This is a genomic window from Tannerella forsythia (assembly GCF_001006485.1).
Classification (GTDB): domain Bacteria; phylum Bacteroidota; class Bacteroidia; order Bacteroidales; family Tannerellaceae; genus Tannerella; species Tannerella forsythia.
The window spans coordinates 80,299-102,069 of sequence record NZ_JUET01000076.1; the positions used below are offsets into that span (position 1 = coordinate 80,299).

The 21,771-nt window shown below is 49.0% G+C and carries 22 protein-coding genes; 15 read left to right on the forward strand and 7 right to left on the reverse strand.

Going from position 1 to position 21,771, the window contains the following annotated elements:
- Positions 1–46: 46 nt before the first annotated feature.
- The 7 genes from Tanf_RS06820 to rsxA are packed head-to-tail and all read left to right on the forward strand — an operon-like array spanning position 47 to position 5,565.
- Complete coding sequence (locus Tanf_RS06820; protein ID WP_046825338.1) at positions 47–493, forward strand: SoxR reducing system RseC family protein; 447 nt, start codon at positions 47–49, stop codon at positions 491–493.
- A complete protein-coding gene (locus Tanf_RS06825; protein ID WP_087879738.1) occupies positions 493–1,398 on the forward strand; it encodes a Fe-S cluster domain-containing protein in 906 nt (301 codons plus the stop codon). The genes Tanf_RS06820 and Tanf_RS06825 overlap by 1 nt, the downstream gene beginning before the upstream one ends.
- Positions 1,399–1,407: 9 nt before the next feature.
- Positions 1,408–2,736, forward strand: a complete 1,329-nt coding sequence (gene rsxC / locus Tanf_RS06830) for an electron transport complex subunit RsxC (RefSeq protein ID WP_046825340.1) — start codon at positions 1,408–1,410, stop codon at positions 2,734–2,736.
- A gap of 42 nt (positions 2,737–2,778) precedes the next feature.
- Positions 2,779–3,735: an RnfABCDGE type electron transport complex subunit D gene (locus Tanf_RS06835; RefSeq protein ID WP_014225884.1), complete on the forward strand. Its 957-nt coding sequence runs from the start codon at positions 2,779–2,781 to the stop codon at positions 3,733–3,735.
- A gap of 2 nt (positions 3,736–3,737) precedes the next feature.
- Positions 3,738–4,361: an RnfABCDGE type electron transport complex subunit G gene (locus Tanf_RS06840; RefSeq protein ID WP_014225885.1), complete on the forward strand. Its 624-nt coding sequence runs from the start codon at positions 3,738–3,740 to the stop codon at positions 4,359–4,361.
- 32 nt (positions 4,362–4,393) lie between these two features.
- A complete protein-coding gene (locus Tanf_RS06845) occupies positions 4,394–4,975 on the forward strand; it encodes an RnfABCDGE type electron transport complex subunit E (RefSeq protein WP_014225886.1) in 582 nt (193 codons plus the stop codon).
- A gap of 17 nt (positions 4,976–4,992) precedes the next feature.
- Entirely contained in the window at positions 4,993–5,565 is a 573-nt protein-coding gene (gene rsxA / locus Tanf_RS06850) for an electron transport complex subunit RsxA (protein WP_014225887.1), read from the forward strand.
- 27 nt (positions 5,566–5,592) lie between these two features.
- Here rsxA and Tanf_RS06855 read toward each other — a convergent pair whose 3' ends face one another.
- Together Tanf_RS06855 and Tanf_RS06860 are read right to left on the reverse strand one after the other, a co-directional pair.
- Positions 5,593–6,117 (reverse strand): hypothetical protein, encoded by a 525-nt coding sequence (locus tag Tanf_RS06855; protein WP_140230631.1) that lies wholly within the window; start codon positions 6,115–6,117, stop codon positions 5,593–5,595.
- A gap of 205 nt (positions 6,118–6,322) precedes the next feature.
- The gene (locus Tanf_RS06860) at positions 6,323–6,622 is read right to left on the reverse strand and encodes a TRL-like family protein (RefSeq protein WP_014225890.1); all 300 of its coding nucleotides are present in this window, start codon (positions 6,620–6,622) and stop codon (positions 6,323–6,325) included.
- Between the two features lie 578 nt (positions 6,623–7,200).
- Between Tanf_RS06860 and Tanf_RS06865 the strand changes: the two genes are divergently transcribed.
- Genes Tanf_RS06865 through Tanf_RS06875 form a run of 3 tightly spaced genes read left to right on the forward strand, consistent with a single transcriptional unit; the run spans position 7,201 to position 9,867 of the window.
- Positions 7,201–7,905: a rhomboid family intramembrane serine protease gene (locus tag Tanf_RS06865; protein ID WP_014225893.1), complete on the forward strand. Its 705-nt coding sequence runs from the start codon at positions 7,201–7,203 to the stop codon at positions 7,903–7,905.
- The gene (locus Tanf_RS06870) at positions 7,886–8,770 is read left to right on the forward strand and encodes a rhomboid family protein (RefSeq protein ID WP_046825342.1); all 885 of its coding nucleotides are present in this window, start codon (positions 7,886–7,888) and stop codon (positions 8,768–8,770) included. The genes Tanf_RS06865 and Tanf_RS06870 overlap by 20 nt, the downstream gene beginning before the upstream one ends.
- A gap of 2 nt (positions 8,771–8,772) precedes the next feature.
- Positions 8,773–9,867: an endonuclease/exonuclease/phosphatase family protein gene (locus Tanf_RS06875; RefSeq protein WP_014225895.1), complete on the forward strand. Its 1,095-nt coding sequence runs from the start codon at positions 8,773–8,775 to the stop codon at positions 9,865–9,867.
- Positions 9,868–9,884: 17 nt separating this feature from the next.
- Here Tanf_RS06875 and Tanf_RS06880 read toward each other — a convergent pair whose 3' ends face one another.
- From Tanf_RS06880 to Tanf_RS06900, 5 genes are read right to left on the reverse strand one after another with little or no spacing between them, the layout of a single operon-like run.
- Positions 9,885–11,174, reverse strand: a complete 1,290-nt coding sequence (locus Tanf_RS06880) for an NCS2 family permease (RefSeq protein WP_014225896.1) — start codon at positions 11,172–11,174, stop codon at positions 9,885–9,887.
- 26 nt (positions 11,175–11,200) lie between these two features.
- Entirely contained in the window at positions 11,201–11,893 is a 693-nt protein-coding gene (locus Tanf_RS06885; protein ID WP_014225897.1) for a nucleoside-specific channel-forming Tsx family protein, read from the reverse strand.
- 3 nt (positions 11,894–11,896) lie between these two features.
- The gene (locus tag Tanf_RS06890) at positions 11,897–12,688 is read right to left on the reverse strand and encodes a glycoside hydrolase family 16 protein (protein ID WP_046825343.1); all 792 of its coding nucleotides are present in this window, start codon (positions 12,686–12,688) and stop codon (positions 11,897–11,899) included.
- Between the two features lie 11 nt (positions 12,689–12,699).
- The gene (locus Tanf_RS06895) at positions 12,700–12,927 is read right to left on the reverse strand and encodes a hypothetical protein (protein ID WP_052449038.1); all 228 of its coding nucleotides are present in this window, start codon (positions 12,925–12,927) and stop codon (positions 12,700–12,702) included.
- Between the two features lie 13 nt (positions 12,928–12,940).
- A complete protein-coding gene (locus Tanf_RS06900; protein ID WP_046825345.1) occupies positions 12,941–14,521 on the reverse strand; it encodes a sulfatase family protein in 1,581 nt (526 codons plus the stop codon).
- A 269-nt stretch (positions 14,522–14,790) separates the two neighbouring features.
- Here Tanf_RS06900 and Tanf_RS06910 point away from each other — a divergent pair, with 269 nt between their 5' ends.
- Genes Tanf_RS06910 through cbiD form a run of 5 tightly spaced genes read left to right on the forward strand, consistent with a single transcriptional unit; the run spans position 14,791 to position 21,637 of the window.
- A complete protein-coding gene (locus Tanf_RS06910) occupies positions 14,791–15,366 on the forward strand; it encodes a cob(I)yrinic acid a,c-diamide adenosyltransferase (protein WP_046825347.1) in 576 nt (191 codons plus the stop codon).
- A gap of 34 nt (positions 15,367–15,400) precedes the next feature.
- The gene (gene cobJ, locus Tanf_RS06915) at positions 15,401–16,819 is read left to right on the forward strand and encodes a precorrin-3B C(17)-methyltransferase (RefSeq protein ID WP_014225903.1); all 1,419 of its coding nucleotides are present in this window, start codon (positions 15,401–15,403) and stop codon (positions 16,817–16,819) included.
- A 14-nt stretch (positions 16,820–16,833) separates the two neighbouring features.
- A complete protein-coding gene (locus tag Tanf_RS06920; protein ID WP_046825415.1) occupies positions 16,834–18,015 on the forward strand; it encodes a bifunctional cobalt-precorrin-7 (C(5))-methyltransferase/cobalt-precorrin-6B (C(15))-methyltransferase in 1,182 nt (393 codons plus the stop codon).
- Entirely contained in the window at positions 18,012–19,832 is a 1,821-nt protein-coding gene (gene cobM / locus Tanf_RS06925) for a precorrin-4 C(11)-methyltransferase (RefSeq protein WP_046825348.1), read from the forward strand. The genes Tanf_RS06920 and cobM overlap by 4 nt, the downstream gene beginning before the upstream one ends.
- A complete protein-coding gene (cbiD, locus tag Tanf_RS06930) occupies positions 19,829–21,637 on the forward strand; it encodes a cobalt-precorrin-5B (C(1))-methyltransferase CbiD (RefSeq protein ID WP_046825349.1) in 1,809 nt (602 codons plus the stop codon). Before cobM ends, cbiD begins: the two co-directional genes overlap by 4 nt.
- Positions 21,638–21,771: the final 134 nt, after the last annotated feature.

Sequence of the window (21,771 nt, forward strand, 5' to 3'; positions counted from 1 at the left end):
ACTTTTGCCGCGATTTGCAAACTCGACATTGCAATCTGATGACTTTATGGTGAAATTTATTCAACATCGTGGTATCGTAAAGAATATCGAAAACAATACGGTATTTGTCCGTATAGAGCAGCAGAGCGCATGCAGCGCATGTCATGCACGGTCAGCTTGTCTGGCTTCGGATAAGGCCGAGAAGATTATCGAGGTGACGGGTGACGGAAATCTGTTCGAGCCGGGCGAGGAAGTCGTAGTATCGGTGCGGTCATCGATGGGGATACGAGCTGTCGTATTGGCTTTTGTGCTTCCGTTTATTCTCGTTGTTACGGTTGTGTTTGCCGGTATTGGATTGACAGGTGACGAAAGCATCGGCGGATTGGCCGGGCTGGCCTTTCTTTTCCCTTACTATATTTTGATCTATTTATTCCGTAATAAGATAAATAAGCGTTTTTTATTTACGGTTTCGAAAGCCGCTTCTGTTGGTGATCCTGTAATCAATTATATATAATGTATATAGCAATTATTCTATTAGGAGTAGTAGGTGCTGTTGCAGCCCTCATTTTATTTGCGGTATCAAAGAAGTTCGAGGTGCATGAAGATCCGCGCATCGGACAGATACAAAATGCATTACCGGGTGCCAACTGTGGCGGATGCGGTTTTCCCGGATGTGGTGGATTTGCGAATGCCTGCTTCAAGGCCGAGTCGCTCGAGGGGCTGTTTTGCCCGGTCGGAGGAGCGGATGTGATGAAGCAGGTGGCTGCCATTATGGGGAAAGAAGCGGGTGAAAGTGTGCCTCAAATTGCTGTCGTGCGATGCAACGGTACGTGCGAAGCTCGTCCGCGTACAAACACGTACGACGGTGCCCGGAGCTGTGCCATTGCTGCCGCACTATACAGCGGCGAAACAGGATGTTCTTTCGGATGTTTAGGATTGGGGGATTGTGTTGATGCTTGCGATTTCGATGCTATCCACATCAATCCGGAGACCCTTCTTCCCGAAGTCGTCGAAGATAAATGTGTGGCATGTGGAGCCTGTGTGAAAGCATGTCCGAAGCATATCATCGAATTGCGCAAGAAAGGTCCGAAATCACGGCGTATCTTCGTGTCTTGTATGAATAAAGACAAAGGTGGGGTGGCACGGAAAGCTTGTACGAATGCTTGCATCGGCTGTTCAAAATGCAAAAAAGAGTGTCCGTTCGAGGCGATTACGGTTACGAATAACTTAGCTTATATCGACGACACGAAATGCCGCTTGTGCCGTAAATGTGTGGCTGTCTGTCCGACAGGTGCGATTCATGAGCTCAATTTCCCGCCACGCAAGGAAAAAGAGAAAGAAACGGCCGCTCCGGAACCTAAACCGGTTCTTCAACCCGAGGCGAGCGTTCCGGAAACATCATTGACAACTAACAATTAACGATTCTATATGTACACCTTTCGAATTGGAGGGATTCACCCATCAGGAAACAAACTGTCGGCAGGACGTCCGATAGAAACGATTGCACCGACGGCCACGGTGGTTATACCGTTGGGGCAGCATATCGGCGCTCCGGCAGAAGCCGTTGTTGCCAAAGGCGACAAAGTGAAGGTCGGCACATTGATCGGAAAAGCATCGGGTTTTGTCTCGGCCAACGTTCATTCATCCGTTTCGGGGACGGTGACGAAAGTCGATACGATGATTGACGGAGCAGGTTTGCCTAAGCCCGCCGTTTATATCAATGTCGAAGGCGACGAGTGGGAGCAGGGTATCGATTGCGATGAGACGATTGTTAGAGAGTGTACGCTTTCGGCCAAAGAGATTGTCGGCAAGATTGCCGAGGCTGGCATTGTCGGTATGGGCGGGGCTACATTCCCCACGCAGATCAAGCTCTCGCCACCTCCGGGAAGTAAGGCCGAGCTGCTGATCATCAATGCGGTGGAGTGTGAGCCGTATTTGACCTCCGACCATGCGCTGATGCTCGAAAAAGGCGAACAGATTATCATTGGGACGAGCATTCTGATGAAAGCCATTGAAGTTCGCCGTGCGGTAATCGGCATCGAAAGTAATAAGCCCGATGCTATTCGTTTACTGAAACAACTGGCTGAATCACAAAACGGAATTGAGATAATGCCGTTGAAAATGAAATATCCGCAAGGGGGAGAGAAACAGCTTATCGATGCGGTGATACGCCGTCAGGTTAAGAGCGGAGCATTACCGATTTCCGTAGGTGCTGTGGTACAGAACGTAGGAACGGTTTATGCCGTGTACGAAGCCGTTCAAAAGAATAAACCGCTGATCGAAAGGGTTATCACGGTTACGGGAAAAAGCGTTGCCCGACCATCCAATTTCCTTGCGCGTATCGGTACGCCGATCAGTACGTTGATCGAAGCGGCTGGCGGCATGCCCGAAGATACCGGCAAGATTATCGGCGGCGGTCCGATGATGGGACGTACGATGATCAGTGCTGATACTCCTGTGATGAAAGGGAGCTCCGGCGTGCTTTTGATGACGAAAGTCGAGTCGGTACGAAAGCCGATGCGAGACTGCATACGTTGTGCCAAGTGTATCAATGTTTGCCCGATGGGATTGGCTCCTAACCTGCTGATGAATCTCACCCTTCACAAGGCATGGGACGAGGCGGAAGAAAACTATGTAGTCGACTGTATCGAATGCGGATCATGCAGTTATACCTGTCCGGCTTATCGTCCGCTGCTCGATTATATCCGTATGGGTAAGACGACCGTGATGGGGATCATGCGGTCGAGAAAGAAATAGCCTTTCGATCGAATATTGTATAAATTAATAAGATAAATATAAATGAACTCAACATTGATCGTTTCTCCGTCGCCTCATGTTCACAGCGGCGATTCGATAGGCAAGAATATGTACGGTGTGCTAATTGCTCTTGTGCCGGCTTTTCTCGTTTCGCTCTATTGCTTTGGTTTGGGAGCCTTGATTGTAACGCTCGTGTCTGTCGTGTCGTGTGTGCTTGCCGAGTATCTTATTCAGAAATACCTGTATAAAAAAGAACCGACAGTCGGTGATGGCTCAGCCATTCTGACAGGTGTATTGCTGGCGTTCAACCTGCCGTCGAACTTGCCTGTATGGATCGTTATTCTGGGGGCGTTGTTCGCAATCGGCGTCGGTAAAATGTCGTTCGGAGGATTGGGTAACAATATTTTCAATCCTGCATTGGTGGGACGTGTGTTTCTTCTGATCTCGTTTCCGGCGCAAATGACCACATGGCCTGTTGCCGATATCTTGCCGATGACGTATACGGATGCTCAAACAGGTGCTACGACCTTGTCACTGATTCATTACAGTAAAGATTTTGCCGATGCGGGGATGGCTGCCATCGGACTGACCGGCGGAAGCCTTGGTGAGATGAGTGAAATTGCATTGCTTATTGGGTTCGCTTATATGCTGTTTCGAAAGATCATCACATGGCATATTCCGGTGACGATTCTTGTAACAGTAGCCGTTTTCACCGGAATCTTGTATATTTTTAACCCTACACCGGTGAACAATCCATTGATTCATCTTACTTCAGGGGGATTGATGCTCGGGTCTGTGTTTATGGCTACCGATTATGTCACTTCACCGATGGCAAAAAAAGGAACGGTTGTTTACGGTATCGGTATCGGCGTGTTGACCGTCTTGATCCGCGTCTTCGGCGCCTATCCCGAAGGGATGTCTTTCTCCATTCTGATTATGAATGGGTTAACACCACTGATTAATACATACTTCAAACCCAAACATTTCGGAGGTAAATAAGCATGGAAAAACTGAAATCAACATTCCTTACGATTGTGTTGTCACTGACGTGTATCTGTCTTGTGGCAGGCCTCGCTTTGTCGGCAGCCAATACATTTACGAAAGAGAAGATTGCCGAATCGAATGCTGCGGCATTGCAGGCGGCGATTAAAAAAGTAGCGCCGGAATTCGATAATCATCCGGCGGAAGAACAATTCAAAGTCGGACTGGCCGAAGGCGATTCGCTTGTTGTTTATCCTGCTAAGAAAGGCGGAGAGTCGGTCGGTGCGGCCATTGAGAGTTATACCAAGAACGGTTTTGGCGGGATGATTCGCATCATGGTCGGGTTTGATGCCGAGCATAAGCTTGTCAATTATTCGATCCTCGAACATAACGAAACCCCGGGACTGGGTTCGAAAATGGAGGAATGGTTCCGTGTAGAAAAGAACAAACAGAACATTATCGGACGTGACATGAAGGGGGCTGCCCTCACCGTATCAAAAGATGGAGGCGATGTAGACGCGATTACGGCGGCAACGATTTCGTCACGCGCTTTTCTCGAAGCCGTAGCTCGTGCATATGCTGCATATAACGGTCATGAAGCAGACGGAACGAGCGGAGCTACATCGAAAGAGTCGGAAGAATAATGCAGTATGTTAAATATCAAATATAACGAACAATGAAATATTTGAAAATCATAAAGAATGGTATCATCGCGGAAAATCCGACATTCGTTTTGTTGTTGGGAATGTGTCCGACATTGGCGACCACCTCATCGGCCGTCAACGGCATGAGTATGGGCTTGGCAACAACCTTTGTGCTGATCTGCTCGAACATCGTTATCTCGGCAATCAAAAAGTTAATCCCCGATGAGGTACGTATACCTGCTTATATTGTGGTCATCGCATCGTTCGTGACGATTTTGCAGATGTGCATGCAGGCTTTTTTGCCTGATTTGTATAAGAGTCTCGGATTATTTATCCCGCTTATTGTAGTGAACTGCATTGTGCTTGGTCGTGCCGAATCCTTCGCCTCGAAGAACGGGATACTCTCTTCCGGTTTTGACGGGATCGGGATCGGATTGGGATTTACGATTGCCTTGACATTGCTTGGGATTTGCCGTGAGTTACTCGGTACGGGCAAGATATTTGCCTTGTCTGTCTTTCCTGAGCAATACGGAGCGTTGCTCTTTGTGCTTGCACCCGGTGCATTTATTGCTTTGGGATATCTGATCGCATTAGTCAATCGGTTCAAAAAATAACGCATCAAAACGATATTATGGAATATATTCTTATTTTTATTGCAGCGATTTTCGTGAACAACGTCGTGTTGTCACAGTTCCTCGGAATCTGTCCGTTTTTGGGGGTATCTAAAAAAGTCGATACGGCTTTGGGCATGGGCATGGCCGTCACGTTTGTCATGACGATCGCGACGATCGTGACTTTTTTGATTCAGAAATATATCTTGGATGCATTTGGCCTTGCCTATCTGCAGACAATTGTTTTTATTCTGATTATCGCTTCGTTGGTGCAGATGGTTGAGATCATTCTGAAAAAGGTTTCTCCATCGCTCTATCAGGCATTGGGGGTATTTCTGCCGTTGATCACGACGAACTGTGCCATTCTCGGTGTAGCGATCCTCGTCATACAAAAAGAATATAACCTCGCTCAGTCTATCGTATATGCCGTTGCTACGGCTATCGGCTTTGCACTTGCTCTGATTATTTTTGCCGGTATACGCGAGCAACTCGACCGTACGAATGTGCCGGCTGCCATGAAAGGCATTCCTATCGCACTGATTACGGCAGGTCTGTTGGCTATGGCTTTTATGGGCTTCTCCGGAATTGCGTAACCCCTATCGCGCCGGAGGTTCATAATTTTATCGGTTTAAGTCAGCTATCGTAAAGATGTTTTGCATTAGCATACAATGTTTGGCCCATTTCGAGGAAGGCATCGTATAGGTGATGCGTTCGCCATCTTGTGCAATGATCGTGATCCGTATCGGTGACGGAGACCGGTAGAAACTCTTCAACACTTGATACGGTACTTTGACCGTTCCGCGATGAATCCAGTATTTTCCTTTCGGGTGCGTGTATAACAAATCGCTTGGAGAAGCATACAGAGCTTTTCCTGATTCGTCCGATACATAGAATGAATCTGTTACAAAAGTATTGAGATGAAAATAGGTGTAATTGACGGTGGCTGAATCCTGCGGATAAAGATAGGCTACGTCATATATGAGCTTCTTCTTTGCTTTTTTGTCTTGTGTCTGAAATCCTTTTTGAGGCATGATAAAATACAGATTGCCGCCTTCCTGAGGCAGGAAAGAATAATGTGTATGTAATTTTTGTGCAGATAGACTGACGGTTCCCATCAGTAAAATCGATAGTATTACGAATCTCATTGTGTATAAATAAATTGATTGGTGAAAAAACAGGAGAATGCCTCTCTGACGGGCAAACGGTTTCAATGTTATCAGACCTCAATCGTTATGTCTTTCTTCAGCTATTTTCTTTTGTTGTTGCCCATTTTTACATCGTTATATTCCAAAAGGATGTATCAGAACAAAAGTTCTGACACATCCTTGTTCTTTTCGTTCGGGCAAATAATTATTCGCCGTAAACAATGATTTCGTGAGTGGTGATGATACCCAGAATGGTCTTGTTGTGTTCATCTACATGGGTAATCCTCTTGATCCCTCCGTTCTTAGCCGCAGTCTGGAAACTGGCATCGCCGGTGGCAAAAACATTCAGGATACTGCTTGCCGATGCTTTCCCTACTTTGGATGCTAATGAGTTACTTGTCACAGCCGTACCGCTTGTTACATCGGTGTAAATGCTACCCATCACCGGTGCGCGTGTAATACCGCAACTGCTTAATCCCAAACAGCCTACTGCTGCTACTAACATAAACACTTTTTTCATTGCAAATAAGTTTTAATGTTACAATTTTACCAGCCCTCCATCAGGTAAAATACTAATAATTTGTTTGTTATATTGATAAAAAACTCATGGGGGGAGCCTTTTTCGGGGGATAAAGGTACGAATAATATTTGTGATGGCATAACAAATATTTGAAAAAATATCTGTTTTTTGTATGGAAACAAAAAGAACTATGTGTCCCATTGCTCTATATATTAGAACGATTAATCCCAGATTCCGCAATAGAACCAATAAGAATGAATTTAATTCAGGCCTTCAGCCCTTATAAGCCTCGCAGAGGCGGTGAGGTGTTGAATTGTTGAATTGTTGGCTGACCGCTGAATACTGATGGCAAAATGCCAACCGTTTTTTCGCATACGGTCATTGCCGATGCCGCTTATCGGGGAGCAAGTAGAGGAAATAGGGCGGCAATGATCAGCTTGGTACCCGGCATATTTTCCTTTATTCACAGAAAGGTTCAGGACAATAGTGCAATTTTCTTATGAAATCGGATGTAAAAGCCGAAAATATGCATTATTTTTGCCTCAAAACAAAAACAGAAGACAATGCAAAACAGATTTGGATCGGCTCAAATCATTCCGCCGGTAACTCAGAATTTGATTATAATTAACGCTCTGTGCTGGTTGGCAAGCTTGGTATTACCCAAATTCGGCATAGACCTGATCGAATGGATGGGACTCCATGTTCCCGGGACAAAGGGATTCAAGTTCTATCAGTTGATCACATACATGTTTATGCATGATACCCACTCGTTCGGACATATTTTCTTCAATATGTTTGCCGTTTTTATGTTCGGACGGATTCTGGAAGTCGCTTGGGGACCGAAACGTTTTTTGACTTTCTATATAGTGACAGGGATAGGTGCCGCTCTTGTACAAGAATTGACGTGGTTCTATCGGATTCACTCACTCGCCGTTTTAAACGGTATCAGCATATCGCAACAAATAGCAATGGATCCCGGAATAAGTATCTTGGTAACCATCGGAGCTTCCGGAGCCGTATTCGGTATTTTGCTGGCTTTCGGCATGCTTTTCCCCAATGCTCCCTTGTATTTCATGTTTATACCGATTCCTATCAAAGCCAAATATTTTGTCATCGGATACGGATTGATTGAGTTCTTTATGGGAGTCTCTAATTGCAGTAACGACAATGTGGCTCACTTTGCCCACTTGGGAGGGATGCTGTTCGGATTTTTCCTGATTCTGTATTGGAGGAAGAAAAATAGAGACCATGGGCAATTTTTTTATTAGAATCAAGCAGTCGTTTGCGGAAGGAAATATTCTTACGAAACTTATATATATAAATGTAGGAATATTTCTACTTGTCCGGTTATCAATTGTTTGTTTTCAATTGTTCGAAATTGAGCCGATGGCTTTTTTCTCCTATCTGCAAGTACCCTCTTCATTTGTTTTATTTTTTCACAGGCCATGGACATTGCTGACCTACATGTTTCTGCATGCCGACTTTTTGCATTTGCTGTTCAACATGCTCTGGTTATACTGGTTCGGCCGTATGGCGATGGAATTTTTCAATGGGCGCCAGTTAGCCGGTATTTATATTTCGGGCGGTGTAGCCGGCGCCTTGATGTATATGCTGGCATATAATCTCTTCCCGTATTTCCGTAATCGCGAGATGGTAGCTTTTCTGATGGGGGCTTCGGCTTCGGTCATGGCCATAGTCTTCGCTGTTTCGTTATACCGGAAAGATTACGAACTTCAGCTGATGTTTATCGGACGGATACGGCTGCTGTATCTTGCCTTCTTCGCTTTTATCATCGATTTTCTATCGATCACCTCCGACAATGCCGGCGGGCATATTGCCCATATCGGAGGAGCATTGTGGGGAGCGTTGTTTGCTTTCCGGCTTAAGCAAGGAAAAGATTTGACGGTTTATCTGAACCGTTTGATCGATCGAATAGCCAATGTGAAAAAGAGCCGGCAACCGCGGATGAAAGTAGCCTATGGAGGACGGCCGGAGACGGACCGGGAATACCGTGCACGCAAGCAGGCTGAGACTCGGGCATTGGATGCGGTCTTAGACAAGTTGAAACGCTCCGGTTACGAAAGTCTCTCGTCCGAAGAGAAAAAAACATTATTTGACGCCAGCAAGAAGTAATAATGAAAGCATTCCGATGGATACATCGCATTCTTGCCGTCCTCAACGGTGTCGTTATGTTTCTGCTTCTCATATCGGCCTTTTCCGATATCGTATCGCCTGCCGATCATCTGCTTTTTGCTTATCTGGGACTGGCTTTTCCTCTTTTTCTGTTTCTGAATGTCGGTTTTTTGCTTCTTTGGGCCATCATGCACAAATGGAACCATACCTTCGTTGTCTTATGCTCTTTTCTGATCTGCTGGAAACCGATCAGGCAATACCTACCGTTTCATTTACGGGTGGAGCAACCCCCTCGTGAAGAGATGATCAAGGTCTTAACGTATAATGTCATGTGTTTCGGATATAAAGACCACACCCCTGGACAGCCTAATCCGATCATTCAGTATATTGCCGATTCGGGTGCGGATATTGTCTGTATGCAGGAATATTTAGAAGGACATACCGATCTTCTGACTGAGAACAAGATTGCCAGGGTGCTGAGCATGTACCCTTACCATTTTCATGTACCGCTCGTTCATTATCCGCGTTATACAACGGGGCTGGCCATTTATTCGAAATATCCGATACGCAATTCGCGAAAGATACGTTATGACAGTTCGTTCAACGGGTCGGCCGTGCATGAACTCAATGTGAAAGGCAAGAAAGTGATTGTGGTGAACAATCACTTAGAGTCGTTCAAGTTTACGGTCGAAGACCGTTCGAAATATTCCGAATTTATCCGCAACGCCAATACGGGTACATTCGACAATATCCGAGGATCTTTACGGCAAAAGATGGGAGAGGCTTTCCGCATTCGGGCGGAGCAGGCCGATATCATCGCCGATGAAATCGAAGCGTTGCAAGGCGATTACCTCATCGTGTGTGGCGATTTCAACGACACGCCGATCTCGTATGCCCGCAGGAGGATACAAGGCCAGCTGCGGGATGCCTACGTCGAATCGGGGAAGGGCGTGGGGATAAGCTATAACGGAAACATGTTTTGGTTCCGCATCGATCATATCTTACATTCGCCCAATATGACGGCTTACCGGGCGACCGTCGATCGGGTCAAGCTCTCAGACCATTACCCGGTATGGTGTTATCTGAAGCCCGATTAGCTTCTCAGGAGAGCGACTCAAATAAAAATATACTTCAGCACAAACAGCACTGCCAGCACGTACATGGCCGGGGTCAGTTTCCGGTATTTCCGGCCGAGCAGATTCAGCAGCACGTAGCTGATGACACCGATCAGGATTCCGTCCGAGATGCTATACGTGAGCGGCATGAGGATAAGACAGATAAACGCGGGAATAGATTCGGAATAGTCGTCGAAATCGATGTCTTTGATGGGGCTGAGCATAAACAGTCCAACGATGACGAGCACGGGGCAAGTTGCCGCTCCGGGGATAGCCAGAAAAATCGGTGCGAAGAGCAAGGCCATGGCAAAGCAGATAGCCGTAGTGAAAGCCGTCAGTCCGGAACGTCCTCCCTGCGCCACACCCGAGGCGCTTTCGACGTAGGTCGTTACCGTGCTCGAACCCAGCACCGCACCGAAAGTAGTACCGAGTGCATCGGCCATAAAAGCTTTCTGGAGGCGGGGCACCTTACCGTCTTTAATCATACCGGCCTTCGTCGATACGCCCACCAGTGTACCGATCGTATCGAACATGTCAATAAAGAGGAACGTAAAGATGACGATCAGCATATCGATCGTAAAGAGCTGAGAAAAGTCGAACTGAAAGGCGATCGGAGCAATGGAGGGCGGAATGCCGGTCACGCCACCGTATGTGGTCAGCCCCATGGGGATGCCGATCAGGGTGGTACCGAGGATACCGAGCAGCAAGGCGCCGCGCACATTGAGAATGAGCAGCACGCTGGTCAGCACGATCCCGATGACCGAGAGAAGACCGGCTCCGTGGGTGATGGTGCCCAACGTCACGAACGTCGCGTCGCTATGCACAATCACGCCGCCGTTTTTCAATCCGATGAAAGCGATATACAGTCCGATTCCCGGTCCGATGGCATTACGGAGCGAGGCGGGGATGGCATTGACGATGATATCGCGAAGGTTCGTTACCGTCAGAAGAATAAAAATCAATCCTTCGATAAAGACAGCCGCGAGGGCAAACTGCCAGCTGTAGCCCATGGTCATGCAGACCGTGTAAGCGAAGAAAGCGTTCAGTCCCATGCCGGGCGCCAACGCAAATGGCATTTTGGCATAAAGCGCCATGACGAGCGTAGCCAGCACGGCCACGATGGCGGTTGTGGTAAAGACAGCGCCTTTGTCCATCCCTACCGATCCGAGGATATTCGGATTCACGGCCAGAATATAGGCCATGGTCAGGAATGTAGTGATTCCCGCGAGTATCTCTGTTTTGACGTTCATGGTCCGGGGATCGAACCCGAAAAGTTTGGATAAATTCATAGCTGTAAAATATTATTTCGTTACGGTCAGAAGCTCCATTTCATAGCCAATGTCGGGATCACGTAGAGCCCGTCGCGCCCGGCAAAATCATAGTTCACTTTCACCTCACTGCCAAGGCTGAGATTGAACTTGTCATCCACTCCTTTAAACCGGTTCAGGTTGACCCAGAACTGCGGTTCGCTCAGGAACACGAAGTCGCCCACCGCACTCGGTTCGCGCCACCAGTCGGCAAACCCCGTAAAACTGCATTTCCCGTCGGCAAAATGGAGATACCATGTGGCCGTCAGCTGGAAGTTATTCGGCTTGTTGGCTTTCTGGATGTATTTATACAGGGCCGAGAGCGTAAATCCTCGTGTGAATCCTGCGTTGTCATGGCTGTATGTGACGCCGGACAAATAGGCGTTTTTGACGTACGGCAGTCCGCCGTTATATTCGAGATGAGCCGAGAGCGGGCCTTCCCAGAATTTCAGTTCGCGGCTGATTTCCCAATAGGCCGAAGCCACACCGTCCGATTTATAGTCCATATCGACAAAGAAAAACGTACTACCCCATTTATCGGGTTTAAACATCTCGACGGTCGTCGTCCAGAGCGGCCGGTCGCCTAACCGGTCGTATGCCGCGCGTCCGAAATCGTAATGAAACTGCACGTTTTGTGCATGTAATGCGGCACAAAGCAAAAGGGCTGCGCCCAGCAGCCCGTGTCTGATAATCGTTTTCATTGTTTATTTTTGTTTTTGATAAAAGCGCACCCAATCGATTTGCATCTCGACCGGCAGATGAGCCGGTTCGACACGCCCTACCCATCGTCCGCCCAGCTGCATATCGAGCAGCAGGTAAAACTCGCGGTTGAACGGAAACTGTCCCTGTTTATCCGTTTCGATGCGGGGATAGGTAAACGTATGACGGTTATTGATATAGAACGAAACGCTGTCGGGATACAGTTCGACGGCGTACGTATTGAAATCGTCGGGGCGAATGGTGCCGGTTGCTCCTTGTGGCGGATTTTTTTCCTTGAGTACGTGCGTATAGTATGAATGGACAGTCTGATAGGCGATATTTTCATCATTGAGTCGCTCCATGATATCGATTTCGCCACCGTCCGGCCATTGCGTCCCGTCGAACGGAAGAAGCCAGAAAGCCGGCCACGCGCCTGTGGCGTTTCCGAGCTTGGCATGGATTTCGAGTCGTCCGTGAGAGAAGCCGACCTTATCTTTCGTATACAGTCCGCCAGTGAGGAATCGAGCCGTATCTTCGGGCAGGCTGTAATTGTTCAGTCCCCGCAGCGTAAGCAGTCCGCTGCCCACGTGATAGCACGAGTCGAAATCGCTCATGTAGTTATTCCAGTCCGATTTTCCGCGCGGAATTTTACTCCAGCACGACGAGTCGAACGTATCGCCGTCGAAGTTTTCTTCCCATACCAACTGCCACGCATCTTGTTTCTGGTCAGAGCAGGATGTGCAGCAAAGCGTCGTCACACAAACAAACGCCAAAGCGCAAATTACACGTTTCGTCATACCAGCATTTTTTATTTCCGGATATTTTTAGCGACAAAAATCATCATCAGAATCAAATTAACGATCAATACTCCTCCGCAACAGACCACATAAAACGCCATCCATTCCTTCTCCGGACGCAATACAAAGTAAGCGACCGCGCTTGCCAGGCCAATCAGAACGATCAACACCAACAATATCCGTAAGATGATTTTTCTTTTTCCCATTCCGCCCGCGAAGATATTATATTTTATGGACATTTTTCCACCTCATTCATTTCAGCGACTCGCGTATCGGGTCGTCGTATTTGACTTGCAGACGCAGAAGTTCTTCTTTCAATTGCTTTGTTATTTCTTCGGTGCCTTCCTGTCCGTAGAGGTTATGCATCTCTGTCGGATCGTTTTGCAGGTCGTACAGTTCCCAGCAGTCGATGTCGTTATAGAAACGAATCAGTTTGTAACGCTCTGTCCGCACTCCAAAATGTCGTCTTACGGCATGCTCGGCCGGATATTCGTAGAAGTGATAATAGAGCGAGGTACGCCAATTGTCGGGATGTTCTCCCTTGAGGAGCGGCAGGTATGAATCGCCCTGAATATCGTTTGGAACGGAAACACCCGCCAATTCGAGGAACGTGGCCGCATGGTCGATGTTCTGCACCATCTCCGGAATATCTCCTTTGATGCCTCCGGGATAGCGTACGAGCATGGGAGTGCGGAACGACTCTTCGTACATGAAACGCTTGTCGAACCAACCGTGTTCGCCCATGTAGAATCCCTGATCGGAGGTATAGACGATAATCGTACGATCGAGCAAGTCGTTCTTCTCCAGATAATCGAGGACACGACCGACGTTCCGGTCGATCGAACGAATCACCCGCAGATAATCTTTCATGTATTGTTGATATTTCCATTCTGCCAAGGCTTTGCCGGTCAGTTTATCGTCTTTGAATTTCCGGATGATCGGGTCGTAATGCTTGTCCCATGCTACTTTCTGGGCAGGTGTCATCCGCTCATACATTGCGCGTCCGGCCTTTTCGAGACCGGGTTGGGAGTGGATTTCATTTTCTTTGTCGGCCAGTTTCAGGTCATAGACGAGGTCCATATCTTCGATGATGCTCATCTCTTGCAGTTCGGCAGCTTTTCGTCCTTCATATTTGTCGTAGAATGTTTCGGGAAGCGGGAATACGGAGTCTTCTTTCCAGTCGAGATCGCACGTATCGGGCATCCAGGTGCGGTGTGGCGCCTTGTGATGTAAAAGCAGACAAAACGGTCTGTTCTTGTCTCTTTTCCGGTCGAGCCAGTCGATGGCCAGATCGGTCGTGATATTGGTGGCATATCCTTCAATTTGCCGCTTTTCACCATTATCGATAAAGAATGGATTGTAGTAATCTCCCTGTCCGGTCAGAATATTCCAGTAATCGAATCCCGAAGGCTCGGAGCTGAGATGCCATTTACCTACGACGGCCGTCTCGTATCCTGCCTGCTGCAACAGCTTGGGGAAGGTCTGCTGGCTTCCGTCAAACGTCTTCGTATTGTCTGTGAAGCCGTTTTTATGGCTGTGCTTGCCTGTCAGCAGACAAGCCCGGCTCGGTCCGCTCAGCGAGTTGGCTACAAAGCTGTTGGTGAAACGCACGCCTTCGGTCGCAATCCGGTCGATGTTCGGCGTCTCGATAAAACGGCGGTCGTACGCACTGATGGTCTGATAGGAATGGTCGTCGCACATGATATAGAGAATATTCATGGGCTTCTCGCTTACTGTGTTTGCACTTTTTTTATCCTTACATGCAATCAGCGACACGCCCATGGCCGCGCTCGTGAGGGAAAAGAATACCGTATTATATCGAATCTGTTTCATTGTATTATATAATGTTTGTGGGGCAAATATACGCACTTTTTTGTAGTTTTACGCTATGCCTGAATGTCAAAAGTCTTGTGGATTTTTGTCGAAAAGGCTATTTTCACAAGCCTCTGTTTCTTGAACAATGATATGGAAACCGAAAGGCGTCGCGTGATTGTTTTTTTTTCGTCGCGTGTTGTTGGGGGCTTGGATCATTTCGTTTTTGTCCGGTGACAAAATAGCGTGTATCTTTGTCCTGAATTTCATTTGAAGAAAAGATAGAACCAATGAAAATTTATACGAAGGGAGGCGACAAAGGACGTACGGGGATTCACGGCGGTCAGCGGGTAGATAAGGATGATATCCGCATCGAAGCGAACGGCTGTCTTGACGAACTGAATGTGTGGATCGGGATGTTACGCACACGTTTACCGGAAGCGCATGAATGGCAGGCAACACTCTACGAGGTGCAGCGAATATTGATGGTTGTCATGTCGCATGTGGCGACCCCCTCGGCGATACGGGATCAGAATCCGAATGTCTTGCCCGACACGATGGTCACGTTGTGTGAAGAGCAGATCGACCGGATGACGGAGGCGATGGGTGAAAACAGTTTTTTTATTCTGCCGGGCGGTACGGAGGTGGCTTCCTTGTGTCATCTGGCGCGTACGGCTGCCCGACGTGCCGAACGTCGTCTTTGTACGCTTCATAAAGCCGACGCATTACCTCCTTTGGTGATGGCTTTTGTCAACCGGCTGTCTGACTTGTTTTTTGTAATGGCACGTTATGAATTGCATACATGCGGACGCGGCGAAGAGCGCTGGCAGGCCTTTAAGTATAAGCGGAAAAGCGCTGAACAATAAAGAATATTACAAATTACGAATTACAAAACAAATAATGGAAATAAAGAATCATTCTCGCATCATCGTGATCGGTATCGGGCCGGGCTCGGCCGGTGATATAACGTCGGCGGCGCTCGATGCGCTTCGTCGTTGCGATGTCGTTGTTGGCTATCATGGCTATTTTCAATATATCAAGCCGTATTTATCGGAAGGGGTTCCGTGTGTGGACAGCGGCATGAAACGTGAGAAAGAACGTGCAGAGAAGGCGTTTGATCTTGCCGAAGAAGGCAAAACCGTTTGTGTCATCAGTTCCGGCGATGCAGGCATTTACGGTATGGCACCGTTAGTACTCGAAATGAAGCATCAGCGACGTAGTGCGGTGATTGTCGAAGTGATACCCGGCGTGAGCGCTTTCCAAAAGGCGGCCGCGCTGCTCGGTTCGCCTGTAGGACATGACTTTTGTGTCATTTCGCTGTCCGACCTGATGACGCCCTGGGCGTTGATTGAACGGCGTATCGTTGCGGCGGCAGAGGCCGATTTCGTTACGGCTGTCTATAATCCTAAAAGTGAGGGACGTTACTGGCAACTCTATCGTCTGAAGGAATTATTCCTGCAAAGTCGTTCACCACAGACACCTGTCGGGTTCGTACATCAGGCCGGACGCGACGGCGAAGAGGTGGTCGTTACCACCTTGCAGGCCTTTGATCCGGAGCAGACGGATATGTTTACCGTCGTGCTTATCGGCAACTCGCAGTCGTTCGTCAGCGATGGGACATTCATTACGCCGCGCGGTTATTACCGTGAAGAAGAGCATGAGGAAGGTGTCGGTATCGGTCAAGAGATTATGATGGAAAGTTTCCGCACCATCGAAGGAGAATTAAAACGGAAAGATATTGCATTGGATCGCAAATGGGCTTTGCTGCATGCCATTCATACGACGGCCGATTTCGATATGGAGCGTGTCCTGTGGATGGATGAGGGGGCTGTCGCAAGACTGTATGAGACCTTGAGTTCGGGGCATGTGAAAACCATTGTCACAGACGTGACGATGGTGGCGTCGGGCATCCGGAAAGGCGCTTTGCAGCGTTTCGGCATCGAGGTGAAGTGTTATTTGAACGATGAACGTACCGCGGCGCTTGCTGCCGATAAGCATATCACCCGTACACAGGCGGGCATACGTTTGGCTGTAGAGGAGCATCCTGACGCGCTGTTTGTCTTTGGCAATGCTCCGACGGCACTGATGGAGCTATGCTCGCTGATACGTAAGCACAAGGCGCATCCGTGCGGCATCGTTGCCGCGCCGGTAGGGTTTGTACATGTCTGTGAAAGCAAGCAGATGGTCAAGCCGTTTGCCGGAATCCCGAAAATTATCATTGAAGGAAGAAAGGGAGGCAGCAACGTTGCGGCGACGCTTGTCAATGCGGTGCTTTGCTTTAACGATGCGGAGCAGCTTCGTCCCGGTCGCGACGTGTGAAAAGAATGAGTGCGATGCGTAAATTTTATGTGATCGGAATCAGTGACGAGCGCCGACTGCGCTTTCCTGCCGAGGTGGAACGGATCATTGCTTCAGGGCGGGTGTTTTCGGGTGGGCGACGTCATCGCGAAATCGTACGGACGATGCTTCCCGATGAGGCGACATGGATTGATATTACCGTACCTCTCGACGATGTCTTCTTACAGTATGAAGAGCATCAGGAGATTGTTGTTTTTGCGTCGGGCGATCCGCTGTTTTTCGGCTTTGCCAATACCCTGCAACGCGTATTCCCCGATGCACAGACAGTGACTTTTCCTTCTTTTAATTCGCTCCAGATGCTGGCACACCGGTTGGAGATGCCGTATAATGAGATGTCGGTCGTGTCGTTGACCGGTCGTCCGTGGGATGATTTCGACGCTGCACTTATTGAAGGGCGTCCGCTTATCGGCGTGCTGACCGACCGTGAGAAGACGCCTCCGGTCATTGCCGCGCGGATGCTCGAATACGGTTACGACAATTACCGCATGGCCATCGGCGAGCGGTTAGGTAACGAAGCCGACGAACGTGTCCGTACGATGCAACCGGCCGATGTTGTACACGGTACATTTGCTGCTCCCAACTGTTTGATCTTGTCGCGCACGGCTGTTCGTTCACGTCCGTTTGGCGTGTCGGAAAAGGCATTTTTTCTGCTCGACGGTCGGGTAAATATGATTACCAAGATGCCCGTCCGGTTGCTGACATTGAGCATGCTCGACCTGCGTCATCGCAACTCGTTCTGGGACATCGGGTTTTGTACGGGCTCGGTATCGGTCGAGGCCAAACTGCAATTTCCTCACCTCCGTATTACGGCTTTCGAGAAACGTCCCGAAGGAGTTGGGATACTGTCTGATAACTGTCGTAAGTTCGGTACGCCGGGTATCACGGCTGTCACCGGTGACTTTATGGAGGTTGAATTGCATGAATATCCTACTCCCGACGCTGTCTTCATCGGAGGTCATGGAGGGCGACTTGTCGATATCTTGAGAAAGATTGATGCATGCCTGCCGCCGGGCTGTCCCATCGTTTTTAACTCCGTGAGCGCTGCCAGTCGCGAAATGTTTAAAGAAGGAATCCGCACCATCGGCCGCAACGTGAAAGAAACGGTCTGTATGACGGTCGATGCGCATAGTCCCATAGAAATAATCAAAGCAGAATGAAAGAAAATATAGCTATTATCCTTGTTTCGGAGGCCGGGCTTCCGTTGGCTCAGACGATCCGGCGCGAGTTAGGAGCATCCTCCGCCATTTATACCACGCATACGTTGGAAGGATGTGAGAACATCTCCTCTTATAACCGGTTCATGTCCGATCGTTTCCATGACTTCGGCGCGTTTGTGTTTATCGGTGCGCTGGGTATTTGTGTCCGCAGTATTGCGACATGCCTGAAAAATAAATATACCGATCCGGCCGTGATCTGTACCGACAGTGCAGGCCGTTTCGTCGTATCCGTGTTATCGGGACATATCGGCGGCGCCAACGACTGGACGCGGCGTATCGCAGCGATTACGGGAGGTGAGGCCGTGATCACGACGCAAAGCGATAGAGCTGATCTCTGGGCGCTCGATACGCTTGGCCGTACTTACGGATGGAGAACGGCGGCGTCGCCGGCTGAGATGAACCGTATGATCGCGCTTTTCGTAGGTGGACGGCGCACGGCTTTGTTGCTCGAGATCAAAGACCGCGGCACGGAGTATCTGGAGCGCACGCTGCCGGAGCATGTTGATGTTTTCTACACCTATCATGATATACGTCCGCAGGAGTACGAGCTGATTATTGCGGTCAGCCCGTTTATTTATAACGCCGAGACACCGGTACTTTATTTCCGTCCGCGTGTGCTCCATGTAGGGATGGGATGTCGCAGGAACAGTCGTCCCGATGGAGTAGCGGCCTATATGGAGAAGGTGATGGAAGAACATGGACTTTCTCCGCTTGCGATTCGTTCCGTGTCGACGATCACGCTGAAGAAAGACGAACCGCTGTTCGCCGCTCTGGCGGAGGCGTGGAAGGCGGAGATACATATCTATGATGCTGTTGATTTGCAGGATATCGAAGTGCCGAACCCCTCGCAGAAAGTGTTTGAAACGACGGGTGTCTATGGTGTCTCGGAAGCTGTCTCACAGAAAGCGGCGAAGGGAACTACCCTTGTCTTGGAGAAACAGAAAGGAATACTGAATGCGGAGAGCGATTTCACGTTTGCCGTTGCGATGGATGCGGACAGTTTGCGTGGCGGTTTTATCGAAATCGTAGGAGCAGGCCCCGGAGATCCCGAGCTGATCTCGGTACGTGGCAAACGTATGCTCGAAAGGGCCGATCTGATTTTGTACGCGGGCAGCCTGGTACCCCGCGAACTGACACTCTATGCCAAACCCGGCACGACGGTACGCAGCTCGGCCGATATGACCCTTGAGGAACAGTTTGCCCTGATGAAGGAATTTTACGACCGGGGGCTTTTCGTCGTGCGTCTGCATACAGGCGACCCATGTATCTATGGCGCTATTCAAGAGCAGATGGCTTTCTTCGACCGTTACGGAATGCGTTATCATATCACACCGGGTATTTCGTCGTTTCAGGCTGCCGCTGCGGCCTTGCAATCGCAGTTCACGATTCCCGAGAAGGTACAGACGATTATTCTGACGCGTGGTCAGGGACGTACGCCTATGCCCGAAAAAGAAAAGCTGCATCTCCTTGCCCAGTCGCAAAGCACCATGTGCATCTACCTCAGTGCGGCCATCGTCGATGAGGTGCAGGCCGAACTGCTCCGTGCGTATCCACCTGAAACGCCTGTTGCTGCCTGTTATAAACTGACATGGAAAGACGAGCGGATTTATCGCGGACAACTCAAAGATCTTGCGCGAATCGTAAAAGAAAATCACCTTACGCTCACAACACTGCTCGTTGTCGGCGAGGCGATAGATAACCGTAGCGGATTGTCACATCTCTATTCGTCCGATTTCAAGCATATCTTCCGATCATGATTCTGATACTGGGCGGTACAACCGAAGGACGGAAAGCTGTATCTACGGTCGATGAGACGGGACAGCCGTATTATTATTCGACGAAAGAAGCGAATCAAAAGATCGATTGCAAGAATGGTATACGTCTCACCGGAGCGATGGATATCGACACGATGACGTCGTTCTGTCGTGAGAAAGGCATACGGCTTATCGTCGATGCCGCTCATCCTTTTGCCGAATTGTTGCATCAGACCGTTGCGGAGGTAGCCTCTCGTTTATCCTTGCCGGTGGTACGTTATGAACGGATTTATCCGCCGCGTAACAGCGAAGTCGTGTGGTGTGACAGTTATGCCGATGCCGTGCGAAGGCTTGAAGACGATGGAATTACTTTCCTGTTGGCGTTGACGGGGGTACAAACCATTACGAAACTGAAAACTTACTGGCAGAAATATCATTGCGTCTTTCGTGTGTTGGATCAGCAAAGTTCGCTTGAGCTTGCCGAACGACAGGGAGTGGATAGAAAAAATATCGTATTTTATCGTCCGGGAGAGGAAGAAGCACTGCTTTATCGGGTGAAGCCTCAAGCTGTCCTGACAAAAGAGAGCGGGGAATCAGGCGGCTTTTCGGAGAAGTTTGCGGCAGCGAAGAAAATGAATATTCCGATTTACGCCGTCAAACGCCCGGTATTGCCTTCCACTTTTATTGTGGTAACAGGATATTTCGGGTTGCGCAAACAGATCGAGCGTTTCGTCCCGGGATTTTTTTCGTTGCGTAGCGGATATACGACCGGGTCGTGTGCAACGGCTGCCGCGAAAGCGGCACTCCTCGCATTACTCACGGGATCGCCACAGAAAAACGTCACATTTACGCTGCCCGACGACGAAGAGATGACGTTGCCTGTAGCCGAAACGTTGATCGAAAAAGATGCGGCAATGGCAACTGTGGTGAAAGATTCGGGCGACGACCCTGACGTGACGAACGGCTGCAAAATCTGCGTGACGGTAGCGTTAGGCAAAGAGCAGGGCATCCGCTTTTTGCAGGGCGAAGGCGTGGGGAAGGTAACGCTTCCCGGCCTTGGACTTGAAGTGGGCGGACCAGCCATCAACCGTACTCCGCGACAGATGATCATTCATGAGTTATCTTCGTTATATGACGGCGGTCTCGATGTAACGATCTCCGTGCCCGGTGGCGAAGCGCTTGCCGCACGGACGTTTAATCCGAAGCTCGGAGTTGTCGGCGGGATTTCAATTATCGGAACATCGGGCGTGGTGATGCCTTTTTCGTCGGAGGCTTTTGTTGAGGCGATCCGTCGCGAAATTGAGGTTTGTCGTGCGCTCAGTCCCGATCGGCTGGTCATCAATTCGGGGGGGAAGAGCGAGCGGTTTATTAAAAAAGAATATCCTGAGCTGCCTGATCAGGCATTTGTACATTATGGGAACTTTATCGGCGAGACGCTGAAAATCGCGGCTGATCTGCATATTCCGAATGTGACGATGGGGATCATGATTGGGAAGACTGTTAAGCTGGCAGAAGGCTTCCTTGATACGCACAGTAAAAAGACGGTGATGAACAAAGATTTTCTGGAGCAGGTTGCCGGAGAGTCGGGATGTACGCCACAGGCGTCTGACTCCATTTGTGAAATGACCCTTGCACGCGAACTATGGACACGGCTTTCCGCTTCCGACAAAGACCGTCTTTTCCCTGCCCTTCTGCGACTGTGCCTTCATCATTGCATGCCTTTGTTGCCTGACGGTCATCTTACCATTCTGTTGATTGACGAGGATGGGAACATTCCATACCGGTTGGAGTCATCTCATTCTTCATGAACGATACGAATTTTTTCTTCAATAAACAAATCGATCATAAAGCCGAACGTGACACCCAACGTGTGCCGTCACATAACAATAGACGATATTCCATAAGCAAATAACAATTCAAATCACTACCTTTGCGCCGAATT